Genomic DNA, 21,562 nt, shown 5'->3' on the forward strand with positions numbered 1-21,562 from the left:
CCTGGGATCACCTGCGGTTTCCGCGGAAGTGTCGCGTGCCCCCTCCGGCCACGGTGACCCAGAGATCCGCGCCATGGGGCAGGGCGTCCTCGATGTTGATTCCCCCGTAGTCGAAGCGTCCGTCGCAGAAGCCGCAGATGCCGTCCGGGTGGTTGATGTACACATGGCCCTGCCGGATGTTGTTCAGCCGCATGTAGGCCGCGGCCTGCATCTCGACGTGGTGACGGTTCTTCTCCGTCATGCCCGGAATGGTCCGCCAGTCGACGACGCCGTTGGTGTCACGAGCCGCGTTCCTGTCCCCAGGCCCGCCGCTGAGGAACCCGCCGGAGTCCGGCCCACTGCCCAGCGGAATCTGCTCGACCTGGGTGTCCAGCACACCCGAGGTCACGTGCGACTGCTCGGAGGTCCAGACCTCGCACGCTTCTCCGCTGGTGTTGTGGTTGAGGACCGAGGTCCCCGCCGCCACCACGTAGAACGTGTGGAGGTCACCGACCGTGAGATTGTGAACGGTCGCCCGCTGTGCCGTCCAACGCTGGATCGAGGCGATCTGGACGTGTGTGCCGGAGCTGGTCCGCAGCCACTGGCCCGACCTCAGGTCGGTGGCGGCGACCCACTCGCCGAGTTCGGGGACCCAGAAGGGGTGGCCGTCGGTCGCGGTGACCTGGGCCGTCCTGGTGCCCTTCTTCCCGTCGGTGTCGATGGTGACCCTGACGAGATGCTTGAGGCCCTGGCCCTTGATCTCGGCCGTGACCGTCTCGATCCGGGTCTCGCCCGTCCTCGGGTCGGTCGCGACGATCCTGTCGCCCGCCCGGACCCGCTCGATCGGCTTGGTGGAGCCGTCGGCCATGAGGACCTTCGTGCCGGGCACGAAGCTGTTGCAGCCGCCGCCTCCGTCGGACCTGCCCGAACCGCCCCCGCCGCTGGCTCCACCGTTGTTGCGCGAGGAGCCGCCGGAGCTGCCGCCGGGCTTGGAACCGCCGCTCTTGCCGCCGCCCCCGGAACCCTTGCTGGTGGACACCTTCGGGGCCGCCTTGGCCTGAGCCTGCTTCTGGACGGCGTTACCGGTCTTCTTCGTCTGGGCGACCGCTTTGTCGGCCGTTCTCTTGGCCTGTTCGGCGGCTTTCTTCTTCGCTCTCTGCGCGGCCTCCTTCTTGGCCTTCTCGATCGCCGCCTTCTTTGCCCTCAAGGCCGCCGCCTCGGCTGCCTTGGCCGCCTTGAGCACCGCCTCGGCGGCCTTCTTGGCGGTCTTGAACGCCTGGATGGCGTCGATGGTGCGGTTGATCGCCTTCAGCACCGACGGGATCTTGCCCAGCTTCGTCCAGGGAATGGCGTCCAGGATGATGCTGCCGCACGACCACATGTCACCGCCGAAGCAGGCCATGGCGTCGTTGATGCCGATGAAGTCCTTCAGCGTCTCCCAGGCGATGGCGAGGATCACCGAGGACAGGGACCTGCCCATGGTGGACTGCGCCTGCGCGACCTGGGCGGCCGACAGACCCGCACCCACGAGGGCCGCGGCCCGCTCGGAGGCGGTAAGGGTGATCGCCAGCCCGGTCGGGTCGGAGTGCGTGACCGGGTTGTTGTGCGCGTAGGCGTAGCCGTTGGACTGAATCGGGTCGTTCAGGTCCACGATCGGGTCCGCGGACAGGAAGCGTCCCACCACCGGGTCGTAGAGCCGGGCGCCCAGCGGCTGGAAGCCGGAGGCGTCGTCCCGGGTCTGGCCCGTGAAGCCCTTGTGGCTCTGGAGGTTCGCGCCGGCGACATCGGGGGACCGCTGGTTGCCGAACGGGTCCTGCTTACGGATCCGGACGGGCATCCCGGTGCCGAGGGCGACCTCCGTGTACACGCTGGCCTGGTGGTCCATGGTCTGCGCGACCAGGGACTCCCCGCCGGTGCCGTTGGCGTAGCGCATGACCGCGCCACCGGGCGCGGAGTAGGTGCGCTCGGTACGGACCAGGGCGCCGCCGGCCTGGACGGTGACCTGGGCGTCGCCCAGGTTCAGCGTGGCCTGCTTGCCCTGGATGGTGAGGAGCCGTTGCCCCGTGGGGCCGTAGATGTGCCGGGTGTCGGACTGCGGCAGCCACTGCTGGGCGGACTGGGCCGCGTCACAGGTGGCCAGGACGATCGGCGTGGCGTTCACGTTCGCCGCGCCCTGCACCGCGAGGCACAGGTTGGAGTCGGCGTGGGTCAGCTGACCGGCCGCGTTCCGCTTCAGGTGCTGCGCGGTCGTGCCGTTGCACTTCTGGAGCTGGACCGCGGAGCCCACGCTGTTGGCGGCCGGCTGGAGGCACCAGGTGTCGTAGACCTCCAGCGTGCCCAGGTCGGCGCTGGGCTGCGGAACCGCCGCCGTGCCGGGGACCGGGTCGAAGTGCCAGTTCTGCGCCACCGTGGAGTTGCACTGGTACAGCTGGATCGGCTGGTTCGCGGCGGCGAGGCCGGACTTGAGGTCGAGGCACTTCTGGCCGAGACCCACGTACGGGGTTTTGCCGCCGGTGCCCTGACCCGTGATGCGCTCCACCTGGCCGTCGTAGGTCCAGGTCAGTTCCTGCTTGTCGCCGTTCGCGACCGAGGTGATCGTCCTGGTCTCGCCTGTCAGCTCGTACAGACGCGTGGCCTCGGCCGTGACCTGTGCACCCGTGGGGGTCTTGTAGGCCTTCGACACCTTGGTCAGCGTGTGCGGCTGGTCCTTGGCGGCACCCTTGCCGTACGCGTATGTGGTGACTGCGTTCTTGGTTGTGTCACCGCCGAGGTCGTTCTCGGTCAGCTCGGAGCGGTTGCCGAGCAGGTCGTACTCGTACTCCTGCCAGTAGCCGGAGCCGTCCTTGCCCGCGGCGACCCGGAGGGTGCCGTCCGCGTTCTTGTTCAGCGAGCCGTCCGGGTTCCTCGGGTTGACGCAGGAGGTCTGGTCCTTGGCGGTCCAGGCCGCCTTCAGCTGACCCAACGGGTCGTAGTCGAAGCACTGCCGCTCCTCGATCCCGACGGACTTCTCCTGGATCGAGGTGACGTTGCCGGCCGGGTCGTAGGTGTAGGCCCGGTTCGACACCAGGTTGCCGCCGACGAGACTCGCGGTGCTCTGCTCGCGGTAGACCTGCTGGTCCTTGAGCTCACCGCTGCTCTCGTCGAACGCGTTCTGCGTCCAGACCCGGTAGGGCTGGGCGCCCAGGGTCGAGCGGAGCAGCTGGCCCTGCGGGTCGTACCGGGTCTCCGAGCCGTACCAGTCCTTGCCGGAGACGGAGAGCGGCTTGCCGTCCTTGTTGTAGCGGACGACCAGCTTCTCCGCCGCGAATTTTCCGATCTTCGGGAGAGTGGTCTCCTCCAGCACTCCGGTGTCCGAGTAGGAGTAGGTGTGGGTGTAGTCCTTGTCCAGTCCCCATGCGTCGACGACGGACTGCGGCAGGGACAGCGTGGTCGAGGTCGGCTGGTAGTCCTTGGTGTAGCCGTTGACCTTCTGCGTGTACGCCTGGCCGTCGGTGTAGCGGATGGCCTGGGCGGGCATGCCCTTGCCACCGGTGGCGGAGTCGTACGTGTAGTCCGCGAGGACCGTGCCGGCGGCGTCGTCGAGACGCTGCTGCTTCGGCCGGGACAACTCGTCGTAGCTGTTCCAGACCTTCACACCGCGGGCGTTGGCCGAGGTCAGCATCCGGTCCCGGTTGTCGTACGTCATACGGGTGGTGCCCGAGTCCGGGTCGGTGGAGGTGTCCATCCGGCCACGGTGGTCGAACGTCCAGGACCACGGGTGTGCCGTGTCCGCGGAGTTGACCGCCTTCACCAACTTGCCGTGCCTGTTGTACTCGTAGGCCATCGAGACCCGGCCGCCCGGAGCCTCCGGGTTGAAGGTGTCCACCCGGGCCGTGCGGCCCAGTGCGTCGGTGAAGACGCGGTAGGACGAGGCGCCCTGCGGGTTGACGACCTTCGACCAGTCGGCGCCGTACTCGTACTTGGTGGCCCGGTCCTCGTACGCCTTGGAGAAGGACTCCTCGGAGATCGGGTCGACCCACTTGAGGTACGGCGTCTCCTGCGTCACGCGGCCGAGACCGTCGTAGGTGTAGCGCGTGATGTTGGGGATGGCGACGTCCGAGACCGGGGTGAACAGCTCGCCCGGCTCGGCCTCGTCGGTCAGGTAGGCGTTGTTCGTCTGGTAGACCTCGCCGGATGTGTTGTACAGCGTGTCGGTGATCAGCCAGCCGGCGTCGTCGTCGGCCTCCTCCTGCGTCTGCCGCTCACGGCCGAGGCCGTCGTAGAGGGTGACAGAGGTCTCGACCCGGTTGTCGTAGCCCCGCGCGTAGGTGGTGACGTACGGAGGCTTGCGGATCTTTGTGTTCGGGTCGGTCGGGTCGGTCTCCTCCGCGGGGATCGTGTAGACCGCGCGGAAGTCCGGCACCGACGAGGCCGAGGGGGTGCGGCCCGGGGCCCAGGCCTCGGAGAGCCGGCCCAGCGGATCGTACTTCGCCTCGCTGACCAGGTCGTTGGCGTCGGTCGTCTTCAGCGTGACCGAACGGCCCGGCTCCAGGTCCTGGATCTGTCTGTGCCCGAGCACGTTGGTCGTGGTGACCGTGAAGACCTGGCCCGTGGCCGGTCCTTCGGAGCCGTAGGCGATCGTGGATGCCTTCGGGACCGGCTTGGCCAGCTCGTCCGGGTCGGTCTGCCGGACGACCCGGCCGACCGCGTCGAAGCCGGTGGTTCCGTCGGTCTGGAACCCGGTGCCGGTGCCGTTCAGTGACCACGACTCGGTGGCCAGACCGCGGGTCGAGCCCGACAGCGCGGTGCCGTAGGAGGCGCCGTCGTACGCGGTCCGGGCGGCCCCGCTCAGCGTCGTGAGGTCGCTCCAGTTCGCGTTCGCGCAGGTGGTCGGTGAGACGAGGACCTGCTTGCTGAGACCGATCAGGTTCTTGTCGGTCTGGTGTACGTACTCCGACTTGGTGCAGGACTCGTCACCGGTCTTGTTGACGGCGGCGTCGCCCAACGACTCCACCAGCGTCGGCAGCCCGTACGTCGGGTCGTAGGTCGTGGTCGTCTTCACCGACCGCACCGTGCGCGTGTCGTCGGAGTTGGTGCCCGACGACTTGGTGTACGCGACCTCCTCGGGCTCCGTGACCCGCCAGGCGCGCAGCGGGGTCAGGCCGTCCTCACGGTTGCGCTTGGCCAGTTCGGTGGCCTCGGGCTTGGTGCTGGAGCGGGTCAGCCAGTCGGTGTCGGCCTTCGTGGAGTCGACGTAGGAGAGCTCCTCCGCGATCCGGCCGGCGAACGGCTCCTCGTCCTTCGCGATCTCGGCGCCCGTGATGTCCTTCACGGACACGGTGTCGCCGAGGCCGCGGAAGTAGCGGGTGACGGACTTGGAGCGCTGACCGGCGGTGTCCGCGGTGCCCTCGTCGTCGACCGGGCCCGTCAGGACCGTGGTCTGCTCGACGCCCGCGAACTGCGAGTAGGTGCGCTGCGACTTCTTGGTGAACTCGGCCTCGGCGAGCTTCCAGGCCGGGTTCTTGTAGTCGTACTCGGTCCTGGTGGTGAAGTTGCCGTCGATGTTGGGCAGTTCCTCGACGGTGTCCACGACGTACTTGTGGAACCAGTCGATGTCCTCGACCTCGGGGTCGGGGTTCCAGAACGACGGGTAGCAGAGGCGGTTGTTGGTCTTCAGCTGCGACTGCAGCCGGGCCAGGGCCGCCGCCCGGGTCTCGCCGGACTGCTGGTCGAGCAGCGGCAGGTCGCCGGTGAGGCAGTCGCCCTCGATCGGCTTGTAGCGGACGATGGTCTCGCCGCCGTACTCGTTGATGACGCGGGTGATACGGAGCCGGGAGAAGCCGGGACGGTGCGCGTTGACCGCCTTGACGCGGTTGGGCATGTCCTCGGCGTTGGACTCGAACCGCACCGAGTTGAGGGTGACCTTCGCGTCGGTGCTGCCGTTGCGGGCGTAGCCGGTGCGCTGCACGGACTCCAGCCACAGGGCGGTGTTCGGGCCGGTCTTCAGCTTGGCGAAGCTCTGCTTCAGCTGGTACTCGTCGACGACCTGGCGGGCGGCGGTGTCGGTACGGCGCTGGGCCGAGGTCGTGATCTTGTCGAGCCGCTTGCGGGTCCAGAAGGTCGGGCCCGCGTTCCAGCACTTCTTGCCGGACTCGCAGCGCAGGTCGGCCGGGGTGTCGAACCAGGGCCGGTAGTTGCGCGGGTCCTTGGACTTGAAGTTGGTCTCGGAGCAGGTGACGTCGTCGACGGTGTAGCAGCGCTCCTCCACCGCGAAGCCGACCCGGGCCGGGGCGGTCTCCGTGTAGATGGTGTTGCTGCGCTGGCCGTAGTCGATGTGGTCGAGCCAGCCGTCGCGGTCGTAGACGACCGGTTCCTTGAAGTTGAAGTTCCGGGCGTAGTAATTCTGGTCCTTCTTCCACCACAGCGACATCGCGTTGCCGTGGACGTCCTCGACGTAGTCGAGACCCCAGCGCCAGCCCTGGGTGCAGTAGGAGTTGGTCCAGTCGGTGGTCGTCGGGCCCTTGTAGCAGTCCTCGTCGGAGTGGTTGCCGTAGACCGGGACGGTGAGCACCGAGTTGGTGGTCGGGTCGTCGGCGGCGGTGCCGCGGTCGGACCAGCCCGGGAGCTTGTTCCTGCCGAAGTGGTACTTGATGCCGTCCTTGGTGGTGACGACCCAGTACTCACCGTCCCGGGCGCCGTTGCCGGTGGCCTCGCCCTTGACCAGCTCGACGGTGGAACCGTCGCCGTTGGCCGTGAACCACTTGCCGGTGGGCTTGCCGTCGCCGTCGAGCGGTCCCTTGGTCTCGTCCCACACCAACTCGGTGGTCATGCCGCCGAGGGAGAGGGTGGCGTTCTCCGAGCCCCAGCACAGGTCCGCGGTGCGGTGCGTGGAGTTGTTCGAGCCCGCCTTCTTCGAGTCCTGGCGGCAGTTGGCGTACGTACGGGTGATGGAACCCGCGTTGTAGTCCCAGCCGTCGCCGATCCACGAGGCCTGGTTGTTCGTCGAGGACGTACGGCCGTCCACGGACTGCGAGGAGTACGCCAGGTTGACCTTCGGCATCAGGCCGCCGGCGGTCTCCGGGACCTGCGCCTGGTACGAGTACGTGAACGCGCCCGAGGACGAGCCCGACGACCAGGAGCCGGAGGACAGCAGCGGTGAGGCCGTGAAGTCGCCGGACACCGACGAGCCGATGTCGAGCCCGCCGACGGCGGCGCCGCCGTTCGCGGAGACCGCGGGCTGGACACCGTCCCGGTACGTGGCCTGCGTCGCCTTGGCGGGCACGAAGCCCTCGCCGACGAGGCTGGCGACCGGGATGCTGCCGCCGAGGATCTTGCGGGTCCTGGCGTTCTTCGCCGTGGTGGTGTTGGTGGGCGCGTCCTTGGCCGCCACGGTCCGTACCGTGCTGCGCAGCCGCTGGAAGTTCTCCTTGCCGTTCCTGACGTCCTTGTCCCCCTGCGGGACGGACATCGTGGTCACACCGCCGGCGTCGGCGCAGTCGCCCTCGTTGGGCGAGGAGTAGACGCACTCGGGCAGCAGCATCAGACCGAAGCGGTCGGCGGCCTGCGGCCCGTAGAGGTCGGCGAAGCCCGTGGTGTCGATGCTGATCGCGACCTCGGCGGCCGGGTCGACGGTGGCCGGCGGGGTCAGCTTCATGACGATGCCGGAGACGCCCGCGTCCTGCGAGGTGGTCTGCGGGGCCACGCCCACGGTCCAGTCGCCTGCCAGGTCGGCGGCGTCGCCGCCCGCCGGGACGCCGATGGCGACGGGCAGGTTGTTGCTGACCGGCTTGGTGGTGCCGGGCGCGTCGGCCGCGGAGAGGGTGGCGCTGCCGGTGCCCGAGGTCCACGGCGCGATGGCGTCGGGGGTGTACGGGACGACCGGGTTCTGCGGAGCCAGGGTGAGGGTCTTGTCCGCGGCCTCGTCGCCGTCCACCTCGGTGGCCTCCGGCAGTTCCGGAAGGTCGACCTCGGCGATCGACTTCTCCCGGCTCATGTCGGGGCCGGGGACGGCGAGCGCCTCACCGCCCAGGCTGGTCACCGTAAGAACCGAGGACAACAGAAGAACGGTCGCCGTGCGGCTTCGCCGCCGGCGCCTTCTCTGTGAGTCTGTCAGGGCTGGGCGTATCGGCCCCAGCCATGACAGGCGACCTGAAGCACGCATCCGCGTCGACCCCCACCTGGTGATTCACCAAAAACACACGTCCGGCTCAGACGCGTGCGTGCGCACTCTGTGTCATGTCCGCCGCACAATTCAAGATCGACCAAAGGGACGAAAGCATTCCGGAGTGATCCGGGTCACGGGGCGAAACGCACCAGATCGTCCCGTCGGCGACCTGCCAGGCGGACCGGGTGAATCAGGTGATCGCTCTCAATGTGGCTCCAGAAAAGCCCTGAACCAGGCGTAACTGTCACACCGTCACATCAGTTTCGTATTTTCATAACAAATCCTTAACTAATTAAAATGTGGACGTGCTATGGCGAGTGTGTGATCGTGTGGCCGCCTCCTGCCCCGCAGCCTGCTGAACGGGGCTGCTTGTGCTGTCCTCAGTCCGCTTGGTTCCCACGGGAGTAGACCGCCGTGACCGCGCCGCCCCGATATCCCCGATATCTCAGCCCCTTCGTGCGCACCCGCACCCGGCTGTCCCTGACCCTCGGCCTCGTGCTGGCCGCCCTGACCGTCTCCCTGCTGCCCTGGTGGCAGCCGGACGACGACACCCCGCCGGCCCGCGCCGGAGGCACCACCACCGACGCCACCCGTGCCTCCACCGGCCCGCGCGACGAGGCCGCCGCGATGGCGCGGGCCAGGCTCACCGGCAAGCAGGTGCTCGTCGACACGGCGACCACGGCCACCGCGCTGACCTGGGCGCTGCCCGACGGCCAGTTCAAGACCCGGATCACGGCCGCGCCCACCCGGGTGAGGAACGCGGCCGGGACCTGGGTCCCCGTGGACAACAGGCTCAAGCGGACGGCCAGGGCCCCGCGCGGGCTCGGCGTCGCACCCGCGAACCCGGTCGTCCCGGTCCGCTTCGCGAGCGGCACGACCGCCTCGACCGCCCCGAAGACGCGCGCCGACCGGTCGTTCGCCCGTGACGAGAAGCTGGTCACGGCGTCGGGCGAGACGGTCCTCGCCGAGGTGGAACTGGGCGAGCACACCGTCGCGTACACCTGGCCGGGCGCCCTGCCCGAGCCGGTGCTGGACGGACCGCGCGCCCTCTACTCCGAGGTGCTGCCCGGCGTGGACCTGCTGCTGGTGGCCCGCGAGGAGGGCGGCATGGCACAGCTCCTCATCGTCAAGACCCCGGAGGCCGCACGGCAGGAGGCGCTCAGGACCGTCACGTACGGCCTGCGCTCCGACACGGCCGTGTTCCGCCAGGACCGCAAGGCGACCCGGGTCCAGGTCCTGGACAAGGCGGGCAAGGAGGTTGGCTCGATCCCCACGCCGTTCGCGTGGGACTCCAGCGGCCGTGACCCCGAACTGCCCCCGGGCACCCCGAACCGTACGTCGGTCGCCACCCCGGCCGACGTGCTGAAGCTGTCGGGCCTGACCGGCATCGAGCCCGGCGCCAACTCGGCACCGCTGCCGATCACCCTGGACGGCGAGAACACAGGTGCCGCGAGTCTGAAGCTGGGCTTCGCCGCCACAGGTCTGGCAGACCGCAAGGACGCCGCATACCCCCTGTACGTCGACCCACCCCTGAACCCCGGCTGGGACGCGTGGACGGTGGCCTACAAGCCGTACCCCACCACCAGCTTCTTCAACGGCACCAACTTCTCCTCCGGCACCTCCGACGCCCGCGTCGGCCACGAGGACGACACGGGCGGCACCGCCCGCTCCTTCTGGCGCATGGACTGGTTCAGCAGCATCAAGGGCGCGGAGATCACCAGCGCCACCTTCAAGGTGCTCAACAACCACTCCTGGTCGTGCACCAAGCGCGAGTTCCAGATCTGGCGCACAGGCCCCATCTCCTCCGGCACGACCTGGAGCGCGCAGCCGAGCTGGTCCGACGAACTCCAGCGCAAGTCCTTCGCACACGGCTGGTCGTCCTCGTCCTGCCCCAACGACTACGAGGACTTCAACGTCAAGGACGCCGCCCAGTACGCCACGGACAAGGGCCACGCGACCGTCACCCTCGGCATGCGCGCCTCCAGCGAGTCGGACACCCAGACCTGGCGCAAGTTCAAGGCGACCTCGGCGACCATCGAGGCCGAATACAACCGCCCTCCGTCCGAGCCCACCAAGGGCACCTCCAAGCCCGGCGGCGCCTGCACGCCCGGCACGGGCGCGGGCGTGACGGTCGGCAAGACCAACATCACGCTGTCGGTGACCGCCAAGGACCCCGACAACAACATGAGCAAGGTCCGCTTCCGCTTCTGGAAGAGCGGCACCACGGCTCCCGCCGGTACGTTCGTCACCATCGGCGCGTCGGGCGGCACCTCGTCGCTGACCATCCCGGTCACGGACGCCCGCCTGAAGGACATCACGACCAACACCACGTTCAACTGGGACGCGATGGGCCAGGACCTGGCGAGCGCGACGTCCACCAACTACCCGCCGGGCACCGACCCCTGCCGCCTCACGGTCGACCCGAGCGGCCCGTCGCAGCCCGAGGTCACCAGCGACGTGTTCCTGGAGGCCACCCCGAGCGGCACCACCTGGGCGAAGGTCAACTTCGGCACGACCGGCCCGATCACCTTCGAGTCACCGGGCGCGGTGCGGTTCCAGTACGCGTGGGGCGGGGTGAGCCCGAAGTCGGTGAACGCCGACGCGAACGGCGTAGCCACGGTCCCCGACCTCCAGCCACTGAACGCCGGCCCCAACACCCTCCAGGTGTACGCCTACGACACCCTCGGCAACCCGAGCGTGCGCACGGACTACACGACGTACGTCCCACCGAAGGAGAACGCCGACACCCCCGGCGACACGGGCGGCGACGGCACCCCCGACCTGATGGTCATCGACGCGGCGGGCACCCTGCGGACCTACGCGGGCCAGAAGCCGGACGGCGAGCTGTACGGCTCACTGATCGCGTCGTACGCGAGGGCGACGGACGGCACGGTGACCTTGAACCCGCCGGGCCACTGGTACGACGCGGCGTCGACACTGGGCAACAAGGCGGCGCTGATCGCGCATTACCAGGACACGTATCCGGGCGACGGTACGACGGATTTGTTCGCGCGCACTCCGGACGGCGGCTTCTGGCTCTACCCGGGGGACGGGTACGGCTCGTTCGACGTGGGGCAGCGGATGAAGGTTCGTTTGCCGTCCAATGCGCCGGCGCCTTCTACGTGGACGCAGTTGAAGGCGCTTGGCGATATCACGGGGGACAAGCTGCCCGACCTGGTGCTGCGTACGGCTGCTGGGTTCTGGGTGCTGTCCGGGTATACGGGGGGCAGTGTCCAGACGGCGACGTTGATGAACGCGGATGCTTGGGCTCGGCGGGATGTCGTCAACCTGGCCGACATGAACAAGGACGGGGTGGCGGACCTGCTGTGGCGGAACCTGGACAACGGGAGCATGTATCTGCGGCGGGGGAAGGTGGGAGCTGCGGGGGCGGGGAGTGTCGATCTCAACTCGCTGATGCTGGCGTCCAATGCCGTTGATGGGGACGAGGCGTTCGGGACGAGTTGGACGGAGGCCAATGTCAATTCGGCTATTGGGGTTCCGGATATCAACGGGGATGGGGTGCCGGATATTTGGGCTCGGTTTGCGGCTGACGGGCACATGTCCGTGTATCACCCGTCCACTACGAATACCAATGCTCCGGTGAAGACGGTTATTGGGTCGGGGTGGAACGATAAGTTGGCGTTTGGGTGAGGTGAGTGGGGTTCGGGTGGTACGGGCCTAGTGAGCCTCCAGCGCCGCATAGTGCTGGGGGCTCACCCCTTTGCGTACGGCTCTGAGGGGAACACGAGCCTGACAGGTTCCCGGAGAACAGAGGCAGCCCCTTCCAAATCGGCCAGGCGCGCCGCGACGGTTGCATCTGCCAGTCGAGGAGGCAGGGCCGCGCTGAATTTCAACCCTGCCACCGCACGAGGGTCCACGGTCGGCAGGCAGAGACGGTCAGCTGCCTCCGCAGCGGCCTTTCTCCATTCCTGAGCCGTGATGTCCTCGCGCAGCCGTACATACGCGTCTGTCGGGCGCTGCAATGGGTCGGCAACAGAGGTGAGCGTCGCGGCGAGGGTGGCGTTGGCTCGACTGCCTGCCCAGGTCCACCAGCGAACATTGGTGTCCTGCCCACCGCGGATCACGATGGTGCTGCCGACATGTACTACCTCGCCGTACCGTTCCCGAGTCTGCGCCAACGCGCTCTCGGCGCGCCGGGTCAGCCTGACCGGAGGCGTCGAGCCGAGCAGGACCTCCCGCGCGGCGCGGGCAAGTTCGAACGATGCGGAACGGGCAAAACCCATGCCACCCCAGCGTGCCCTGCCGCCGTCTTCGACCGGCTCCACGAAACAGCGTCGCCGTGACCAGTCGATGTAGGTCACCTGCCAACTGCGTCCGGCGAGGAGCAGCCGACGTGGCCCTACGACCTCATCGGTGAGCAGTGCCGGATCCGTGGTGCCGATCTCCGTTCGGCCGGACAGCACGGTGAACTCGGGGGCCGCGGTGAACACTGCCGTCAGATCCATGAAATGCCGGAATCCGAAGCGTTGTTCGGCTTCGGGGCCGATGAACAGCATGCCTCCGTCCCGGTCCAGATAGCCCTGCTCGATCAGATGGCGCATCACCGGTTCAGCGGCGGGACCGAAGGGCCCGATGCCGCCCCACCATTCCTGCCACAGCCGGTCCCCGATCCGGTGTTCCTGAAGGCACAGCGCGAGGATCTGCTGAGCGGCGATGTGCCGGGGCTCGGGAGGCGGTGTGATCGGCTCAACCCAGCCACGCGACCACAGTAGGAGCAGAGCGGCGGCGGACACCAGGTCGTCTTCGTCGATGGCGAGGAAGAGGCAGTTGCGTACGGATCCTGGCCGCCGGCCTGTGCGCCCGATGCGTTGCAGAAACGAGGCCACGGTACCCGGCGCACCGATCTGCAGGACCCGGTCCAAGTCACCCACATCGATGCCGAGTTCCAGTGTGCTGGTGGAGACGATCACGCAGTCGCGGGCCTCGGCGAACGCCTCCTCGGCTCGGGTCCGCTCGTCCACGGAGAGCGAGGCATGGGACAGGAACGTGGTGACACCCTTCGCACGCAGGCCGGCGCCGAGTTCCTCCACCTCCCTGCGGGACTCGCAGAACACGAGCCGCTTCTCGCCGTGGTGGAGGGCCGCGATCACCCGGGCGGCGTTGTCGAGGGAGCCGACGTAGTCGAGTTCGACCTCCCCCGGTGGGGGGAGCGCCGCGGAGACGTCACGCAGGTGGGGAGCGACGACATGGGCCGCGCGTTTTCCGGCCCCTGAACCCTGCAGCCAGTGCAGCAACTGCTCCGGGTTGCCGACCGTCGCCGAGAGGCCGACACGCTGCACGGGGTTCCCCGCCACCCGTTCCAGCCGCTCCAGTACGGCGAGCAGATGCCATCCCCGGTCGTCCCCGGCGAACGCGTGCACCTCGTCGACCACGATCGCCCGCAGGCCCGAGAAGAAGGCGCGATGGTCGACGTTGGTGCTGACCAGCATGGCTTCGAGGGATTCGGGGGTGGTGAGCAGCACGTCGGGCCGGTCGCTGAGGATGCGTTTGCGGCGTGAGTGGGTCACGTCCCCGTGCCAGAGCGCGGAGGTACGCCCCAGCCACGAGGTGTATGTCTCAAGACGTGGCAGGAGGTTGTTGAGCAGTGCTTTGAGGGGGCAGACGTAGAGCAGGGAAGTGCCTGCCCAACCCTCCAGAGCCATTTTTGAAAGCAACGGAAAGGCCGCCGCCTCTGTCTTTCCGCCGGCCGTGGGCGCCAGCAGCACCGCGTCCGCCCCGTCGAGCAGGGGGGTGATCGACTCCTCCTGGAGTGGCCGAAGAGCAGGCCAGCCGAGCGAGTTGACGATGTGGTGGACCAGGCCCGGGTGCAGCCGGTCCAGTGGGTCCAGCGGGTCGGGGACCTGGTCGTATCCCGTCACGGAAGCTCCAGTTCCACGTCGTCCGCCCCGGCTGCCGCGGCGTTCCTTTCGACTTCGGTGAGTTCGGAGGTCTTAACCGTCAACGAGTAGTGCCTGCGCGGATCGAAGTCGTCGAACTGGTCGACGCGGTCGAGGACGTCACCCACCAGCTTCTTCAGGAACAGCCGGGGGGCCACTCCGACCTTGCCCCCAAGAGTGCCGCCGACGGCACGTGCCAGGTCCGCGACATAGGCGTTGTCGGCCATCGCCGCGATGCGTTTCGGACTCGAGGACCCATCCGCGTACAGGTCTCGGATGGTCTGCCCGAGAGCGATCAGGGACTCCTCCGTGAAGCCCGGAAGCCTCAGCTGTACCGCGCGTGGGTTGTCGAAGCGCGGTTCGGTGGTGAAGTCGGTCGCCAGTCGCTGGGCCAGGGGCGCCAGCCGTTGCACGCCCTGCTGGCCGTCGTAGAACGCGGGTGTGCCCGTGATGATGAGATAGAGGCCGGGGAAACGCCCGGAGTGCACCTCGTCGATGAGCTGCCGCAGCGCGTTGAGTGCTTTGTCGCGGGCATCCGAGCGGACCCGTTGGAGGGTTTCCACCTCGTCGAGTACCAGGAACAGACCCGCGTGACCGCTGTCCCGCAACACCGTGAGCAGTCCCTGGACGAAGCCCAGTGCGCCGAAGTGGTCGAGATCTCCCCGAACCCCGGCGGCTCTGCGGGCGGCGGCGGCCACGTGGGGCTGTCCGCCGAGCCAGGCCATGACGGCCGCCGCGGTGGTCTCGTCACCGGAGGTGAGTGCGACGCGGTATCCGCGGAGTGCGGCGGCGAAGGACGGGGCGTGCCGGGACACCTCGGCGAGACGCGCGGCCATGAGCCTCTCGACCGACTCGGCGAGCCCTTCTTCGGCGGCGCCGTCGGCCAGAGCGTCCTCTTCCAGGGCGTAGAACCACGCGTCGACGACAGGGCGGAGCGCGCTCGGCGGGAATCCGGGTGTGGCCAGCCGTTCCGTGAGCCGACGGTAGACGGTTTCCAGCCGGTGCAGAGGAGTCTCGGTCTCCGAGATCTGGATCTCGGCCACGGCGAAATTCCGGCGCTTGGCGCGCTCGCCGAGCCACCGCGTGAAGAAGGTCTTGCCGGAGCCGTACTCCCCGCGGACCGCCTTGAACACCGACGCGCCCGACGCCACCGCCGAAAGCTCCGCGTCCAGTGCGGTCTCGAAGCGGTCCAGGCCGGTCGCCAGCAGGTCAAGACCGTTCTCGGGTACGGCCCCTCGCCGCAGCGCGTCGATCACATCGCGTCGACGCGTCGCACTGACGGGGGAGATCCGGGACGGCTGATCTGTACTCACCTCGTCAGTCTTCCATCCCGTGGAGGGCGGTGCGGCGGGGCCGGGAGTAGGTATCCGGCGGCAGGGGACGACGGCACCGGCTCCACCGTGGCATCACGGGTGTCCGAAGACGGTAGTGATGGCTGAATAGTAATGAGGCGCAGGTGTCTCGATTTCCGCATTCCTTGACGGCGCTCAGAATGGCTTGATGCAATACGGTATCCACCATTGAGGTTCAAAGCGGGGGAGACCGCAGCGTGTCGCTGGACAGTCCGAAGCTCAGAGATCTACTCAAGCAGGTCGAGTCAGGGGCCTTGCAACTACCTGATTTCCAGCGTGAGTGGAAATGGAACGACGAACACATCCGGGCGCTGATCGCGACGGTCACGCTCAACTACCCGCTCGGCGTCGTCATGTCGCTCCAGACCGGCGGCAACACGCCCTTCAGGCCCAGGCCGCTGAGCGGTGCGCAGGTCTCGGAGAACAGGGTGCCCGACCTGCTTCTCCTCGACGGCCAGCAGCGCATGACCTCGCTGTACCAGGCTCTGCGGCGCGACCAGCCGGTGGACACGGTGGACACTCGCAACAAGGAACTGAAGCGCTGGTACTACATCGACATCGCCAAGGCGATCGGCTCGCCCTCGGACCGGGACGAGGCGATCGTGTCGGTACCCGAGGACCGGACCCTCAAGACGGACTTCGCTCGGCGGGTCGTCCTCGATCTGAGTACGACACAGCTTGAGTGCGCCGCGGGTTATTTTCCGCTGAATCTCGTGTTCGACACCCAGCGCATGAATGCCTGGCACCGGGAATTCGTGAAACTTGACGAAGCGAACTGGGATGTCTGGTCGCGGTTCGAGGAGCACGTACTCAACCACGTGCAGTCGTTCGACGTGCCCATGATCAACCTGCCCGCCTCCACCGAAATGGACGCGGTGTGCGCGGTCTTCGAGCGGGTGAACGCGGGCGGCGTCCCGCTGAACGTCTTCGAGCTGCTCACCGCCACCTACGCTGGCGACCGCACCCATGTGGCGGAGTTCGGGGAGTACTACCGGCTTCCCGACGCGTGGCTGCAGATCAAGTCGGACCTGACCGCCGCCCATCCCGTGTTCGGCAGGATGGAGGCCGGGGTCGAGGACGGGCTGAGCAGCAGCGACTTCCTTCAGGCGATCGCCCTCGTACGCACCTGGGAGGACAAGCGGGACGGACTTCGCAACTCGCTCTCCTGCAAGCGCCGCGATCTGCTGGGGCTTCCGCTGGTCGACTTCATGCGGCTGGCCCCGCGGCTGGCGGAGGCCTTCGCCTGGGTCGGGGCGTTTCTGGAGCGGCAGTGCATCGTCAACTCGGCGGACCTCCCGTACCGCACCCAGCTCGTGCCGCTGGCGGCCGTACGCGCCGTCATGGGCGACGAGACGGACACCGCGGACGGAGAGGAGCGCATCGCCCAGTGGTACTGGAACGGCGTGCTCGGCGAGATGTACGGCGGGTCCATCGAGAGCCGTTTCCCCCGTGACGTGGAGCAACTCGTCGCGTGGATCCGTGGGGAGGGCGGAGAGCCGGACACGGTGGCGGAAGCCGTGTTCGTCTCCGACCGGCTCGACACCCTGAGCACGCGCAACAGTGCCGCCTACAAGGGAATCTACGCCCTGCTCGTCAAACAGGGCGCTGTGGACTGGTACTACACCGAAGCTCCGCTGAGTCCGGGCCGACTGGCCGCGCACGGCGTCGACGTACGGCTGATCTTCCCCAAGTCCTGGGTGGCCAAGTCGCACCCGGGCTACGCGTCGCGCGTCAACTCGATCGTCAACAAGACCCCGCTGTCGTACCGGGCGAGCCGGAGCATGACCGGTCCGCCCACCGCGTACCTCAAGTCGCTGATGCTGGAATCGGGCATGCGCCCCGAGTGGTTCGACGATGTCGTCTCGACGCACCTCATCGATCCGGCCACGCTGCACGAAGGGGATTTCGAGCGCTTCTACACGGACCGTTCCAAGCAGCTCCTCGACCTGGTGCGGTCCGCCATGCGCAAGCACACCGTGCACCGCGGCTTCGCCGAGAAGCTGGGCGGGTGAGCGCCACCATGCCCTCCGACGACAGCCTGATGGCCCTCAAAGGTACGAAGATCCCGGTGCGGGAACTTCTCGCGCTCTTCGGCACGCGCCGACGCGACGACCAGTCCGTCCTGGCCATCGCGCAGGCCCTGAAGGATGTGGGCCTGTCCACCGTTCCGTCCTTCGCCACCTGCGGCCACGGCAGCTCCGTCCACGTCGTCGCCCTGGAGACGGTCGTGGTGGCGGACGAGGTGAGCGACGAGGAACCGGAGGAGGAGCCGACGCCGGGCCTGCTTCCGCAGCATCCGCTGAGGATCGGGGACATCGCGGCGGCCAGAGCCGGCCTGGAGTCCCTCCCGCCGACCGCGCAGCTCTCCGAGGCCACGCACCTGATGCGCACCAAGGACTACTCCCAGCTGCCCGTCATCGACGGGACGACCACACTGTGCGGTGCCGTCACCTGGGGTTCGGTCGCCAGGATGTACGAGAAGGCGGGCGTCGACCGGGTCCTCGCGAACGCACTCGTGGACGACGTTCCGGTGGCCGAGGAGCACCAGAACTTCTTCGCCGTACTGCCTCTCGTCAGCGAGAAGGGATACGTCCTTGTCCGCCGCAACGACGGCCGGTTCAGCGGGATCGTGACCTCCGCGGACATTACGGAACGCTTCGACGCGACGGCGAGGCCGTTCTTCATGGTCGGGGAGATCGAGTTTCTGCTGCGCAAGTGCCTGGGTGCCGCGATCGACCCCGAGGCCATCAAGGCCGTACAGCCGAAGAAGGCGGAGCGGCAGACCGGCAAGATCTCCGACCTGATGTTCGGTGACTACGTGACGCTGCTCGACGGCCAGCAGACCAAGGACGCGTTGCGCGCCAAGGCGGATCAGAACTGGCAGGCACTCGGCTGGACCATGGTGAACCGCGTCCAGTTCGTGTACCAGCTCGACCAGGTCCGCAAGATCCGTAACAAGATCGCCCACTTCGCCCCCGAGCCGCTGGAACAGCGATTCCTCGACGAGCTGGGGCAGTTCGTACGGATCATGCGGCAGCTCGTCTGACGGCGTGCGCGGAAGTGGAACCTGGTACCGGCCGGTGCTTCCCGGGCCGGTACCAGATCACAACTACTGCGGGTCCAGCTCGAACTGTCCCTTCAGCAGGCCGCTGTTCAGCCGCAGGGTGCGGCCGTCCGGCAGGGTCTCCAGGACCTGGGCGCCGTCGTAGTTGAGCAGTTGCCGCAGTACGGCGCAGAAACCCTCCGCGCTGCGGCCGGCCGGAAGCCCGACGCGCTGCGCCAACGCCGTCATGGGAAGCGTGCCCCCGATATCCAGCAGGACCCGGACCGCCGCCTCCATCCGCGGCAGCTCGCGCCTGCGGGCCAGCACCTCCACCTGGGCCTGGTAGATCTCGGAGGCGAGCAAGGCGGTCATCAGGGCGTCGTTCGGCGAGGCGGACTCGTCCGGGGCGACAGCCGTGACGGACAGCAGTGAGTCGGTCTCCTCGGCGGGGACGAGCACGATGTCGAAGAGCGAGTCCCGACCGGCCACGATCTCGACCGCCTTCTCCGCGGCCTTCCCGGTCGGGCGCGGTGCCGCCGGTGCGGGCCGGGTCCCCGCCGGCCGTGACGTGGTCGAAGGCGCGGTCGTCAGGGCCGTCGTCTGCGCGGTCTCGGCCGAGGGTGCGTCGAGGCGCCACCAGGAGGGCCGCTGGTCACCGAGTTCGCGCCAGCCCTTGGGCGGCTGCGCGCCGAAGGGCAGGAACGCCAGTACGGGGATGGCCACTTCGGCGAGGGAGGCTCCGCCGTGGTAACCCGCCTTCTGCGACGTGTAACGAGAGTCCGCGTCCCAGAGCGCGACGACCTCGCCACCTGACGCGCGCCCGGACGAGTCACCGGCATCGGGCACGACGACCCGGCGCCCGGTCAGCAGGATCTCCGGCTCGGCGAGAGGCCCGCCCGGCTCCCGGTGCCGGGCCGACAGCGGGGCACCCGAAGCGACCCGCGAGCCGTGCCGGTCGACGACGTGCCCGTGGTCACTGGTCAGGATCACCGCCCGGCCCTGGAGCGCGGCGTACCGCAACAGCTCCCGCAGTTGCCCTATGTCGCCGAGCCGCCAGGTGGCGTCGCCCAGTTTCTGTTCCTTGGCCAGCCGGTCGTCGATCGTGTTGAGGACCACGGCTACCTGCGTACCGTCGTCCATGAGCGCGGCGAGCAGTTCGGGACCGAAGGAGTCTCCGGCGGCGTCGGCACGCAGGTCGTCCTTGTGGAAGACCGCGGCCTGCGAGTCCCCCCAGAACCTGTGGGCCGGAAACGTCCGCTTCTCGTCGGCCTGGGTGCCCGAGGTCAGCGTGGCGGCGAAGAGCGAGGTCCGGGAGACCGACGTGAGGGTGGGCAGCGCGGCTGCCATCGCCCGGCGCCGTGCCGGGTCCTTGGCGTCGGCCAGCGGGTCGTACTCGACCCAGTGCTCGCGCAGTTCCTCGGCCAGCTCGGAGGCGATCGCCGCGCTCATCCCGTCGAGGACGAGCAACAGCACCCGGCGGTCGCCGGACTTCGTCACGGGAGCGACGACGCGCGGGAGGAAGGTTTCCACCGTCAGCATGGTTCCGGGCGTGCCGCCGTCCGCGGTCCAGATGGCGAGTGCCTGCGCGAAGTGCCGGTCGATCTCCCGACGGCGAGCCCGCACGGAGGCGCACAGGGTGTCGTACGAGGACCGCAGCGTCGGCTCGCTCTCACCACCGGCCTCGATGTGTTCGAGGGCGAGATCGACCCAGCCCGTCTCCGAGACGTGACGGCCGATCGCGGACGCGAGGTTCTCCGACGAGTCCGGCGGATCGCCCGCCAGCCACCGCGTGAGCCGCTCTGCCATGCGGGCGCGTGCGATACGCGTACGGGGGTCGGTGTCCGCCGAGAGACTGTGGTCGTCGAGGGCGCTGACGGCCTGGGAGATCGATAGCGGGTCGCCACTGCGAAGTGCCTGTCCGACCGCACCGAAGCGGGCCTCAAGTCCGGCCGCCAGTACGGGACTCGACTGAGCGGCCCGCTCGGCTCCGAACTGCCGTACCAGCGACTCCGCCCGGTCCAGGGCGGCGCCGCTCATCCTCCGGGCGGCTGCCGCCGACTCGTCGAACTCCGAGCGGCCGGTCAGCAGCAGCGCGGAGACGAACTCCTCGCAGGCCCGGCCGAAGGAGGCCGTGAGCCGGTCCAGGGCCTCACCGTGCGCCAGCGGCTCCTCGCCGAACCAGCGTTCCGCACGTCCACGGGCGCGGTAGTCCTCGGCGTCCACGGTGGCACCGCCGGCTGCCGCCTGGGCGCGGCCCGCCGTACGCCGGTGACCGCGCCGCCCGCCCGCCGCGTCCGGAACCTCGGTGTCCCGCCAGAGCGCCGCGCACACCAGTCCGAAAGCGACCGCGTCCGGCCCGTGCTCGGCGCCGATCAGCGCGAGCAGGGCCCGCCCGGTCAGCCCGACCTGGTCGTCCTCCCCGAGGAACCGGGCCAGCCCGGCCCGTTCCGGTGCGCGCAGCGCGAGGAAGCGGTCCGGGCCTCCCGGCTGCAACGTCCAGCGCAGCAGGGCGTGCACGTCGAGTCCGTCGGCCCCCGCCGCGCTGCCGGGGACGCGATCGGGGTCGTAGCGCCCGATGCCGAGCCGGCGCATCGCCAGTGCCGCCAGCGCCTCGCGCCGCGAGAGCGTGCCGCCCGCGAGGCGGGGCCAGCCGCCCGGAGGAGTGGCGTCGAGGAGCGCCTCGGCGGCCCAGTTCTCCTCGGACAGCCAGTGGTCGGTGGCGTCGGCGCCGAACGCCTCGCGGACCACGTCCCAGATGTTGACGGCGCTGACCCGCTGCTTGTGGACCTTGGACAGTAGGTCGGGGCCGAGTTCGGCCTCCTCGCGGTCGGTGAGGACGACCAGGACGTCGGGACCGGTGACCAGGGCATGGGGGCCAGGGGTGCCAGCCGCTTGGTGGGCCAGCACCAGCTCGTACACGGCGAGCGGTGAGGGCCCGGACGCGATCCGCGCCCGCCGTCCTTCACCCCACGGGAGTTCGGCAGGGCCGTCCCAGACAGGTGCCGCCCGCAGCAGGACCGAGCGGTGCTTGTCGGGGGTGAGGCCGGGCTGGGAGGTGAGGTACTGGGTGATGGTGGCCGAGTTGAGCCGCACCGCGCTCGTGCTGGTCGCCGTACTCACGCGCCTGCCCGCCTCGTCTCCCTGGCGT

The 21,562-nt window shown here is 68.7% G+C and carries 7 protein-coding genes; 3 read left to right on the forward strand and 4 right to left on the reverse strand.

The features are described 5' to 3' along the window. Window positions 1-7: 7 nt before the first annotated feature. Entirely contained in the window at window positions 8-7,951 is a 7,944-nt protein-coding gene (locus tag CW359_RS29805) for a ricin-type beta-trefoil lectin domain protein (RefSeq protein WP_232838669.1), read from the reverse strand. 585 nt (window positions 7,952-8,536) lie between these two features. Between CW359_RS29805 and CW359_RS29810 the strand changes: the two genes are divergently transcribed. Beyond that, window positions 8,537-11,773, forward strand: a complete 3,237-nt coding sequence (locus tag CW359_RS29810) for a DNRLRE domain-containing protein (RefSeq protein ID WP_105973288.1) — start codon at window positions 8,537-8,539, stop codon at window positions 11,771-11,773. 62 nt (window positions 11,774-11,835) lie between these two features. On the opposite strand, the gene CW359_RS29815 is transcribed toward CW359_RS29810, so the two are convergent. Continuing rightward, window positions 11,836-14,001, reverse strand: a complete 2,166-nt coding sequence (locus CW359_RS29815; protein WP_408647534.1) for a DEAD/DEAH box helicase — start codon at window positions 13,999-14,001, stop codon at window positions 11,836-11,838. After that, a complete protein-coding gene (gene brxD, locus CW359_RS29820; RefSeq protein ID WP_105973289.1) occupies window positions 13,998-15,332 on the reverse strand; it encodes a BREX system ATP-binding protein BrxD in 1,335 nt (444 codons plus the stop codon). The genes CW359_RS29815 and brxD overlap by 4 nt, the downstream gene beginning before the upstream one ends. 236 nt (window positions 15,333-15,568) lie before the next feature. Between brxD and CW359_RS29825 the strand changes: the two genes are divergently transcribed. Together CW359_RS29825 and CW359_RS29830 are read left to right on the forward strand one after the other, a co-directional pair. Next, the gene (locus CW359_RS29825; RefSeq protein ID WP_105973290.1) at window positions 15,569-17,383 is read left to right on the forward strand and encodes a GmrSD restriction endonuclease domain-containing protein; all 1,815 of its coding nucleotides are present in this window, start codon (window positions 15,569-15,571) and stop codon (window positions 17,381-17,383) included. Then, window positions 17,380-18,417 (forward strand): CBS domain-containing protein, encoded by a 1,038-nt coding sequence (locus CW359_RS29830; RefSeq protein WP_232838665.1) that lies wholly within the window; start codon window positions 17,380-17,382, stop codon window positions 18,415-18,417. Before CW359_RS29825 ends, CW359_RS29830 begins: the two co-directional genes overlap by 4 nt. A gap of 63 nt (window positions 18,418-18,480) precedes the next feature. Here the strand turns inward: CW359_RS29830 and pglZ are convergent, their stop codons facing one another. Next, window positions 18,481-21,534, reverse strand: coding sequence for a BREX-2 system phosphatase PglZ (gene pglZ, locus CW359_RS29835; RefSeq protein ID WP_232838666.1), 3,054 nt, complete (start codon window positions 21,532-21,534; stop codon window positions 18,481-18,483). Window positions 21,535-21,562 lie beyond the last annotated feature (28 nt).

It is taken from the genome of Streptomyces geranii (assembly GCF_002954775.1).
GTDB classification, from domain to species: domain Bacteria; phylum Actinomycetota; class Actinomycetes; order Streptomycetales; family Streptomycetaceae; genus Streptomyces; species Streptomyces geranii.

What these genes read in the sequence shown, in the direction of transcription:
- CW359_RS29805 (WP_232838669.1), bottom strand. Translation starts at nt 7,951, where the DNA reads ATGAGCCGGGAGAAGTCGATCGCCGAGGTCGACCTTCCGGAACTGCCG.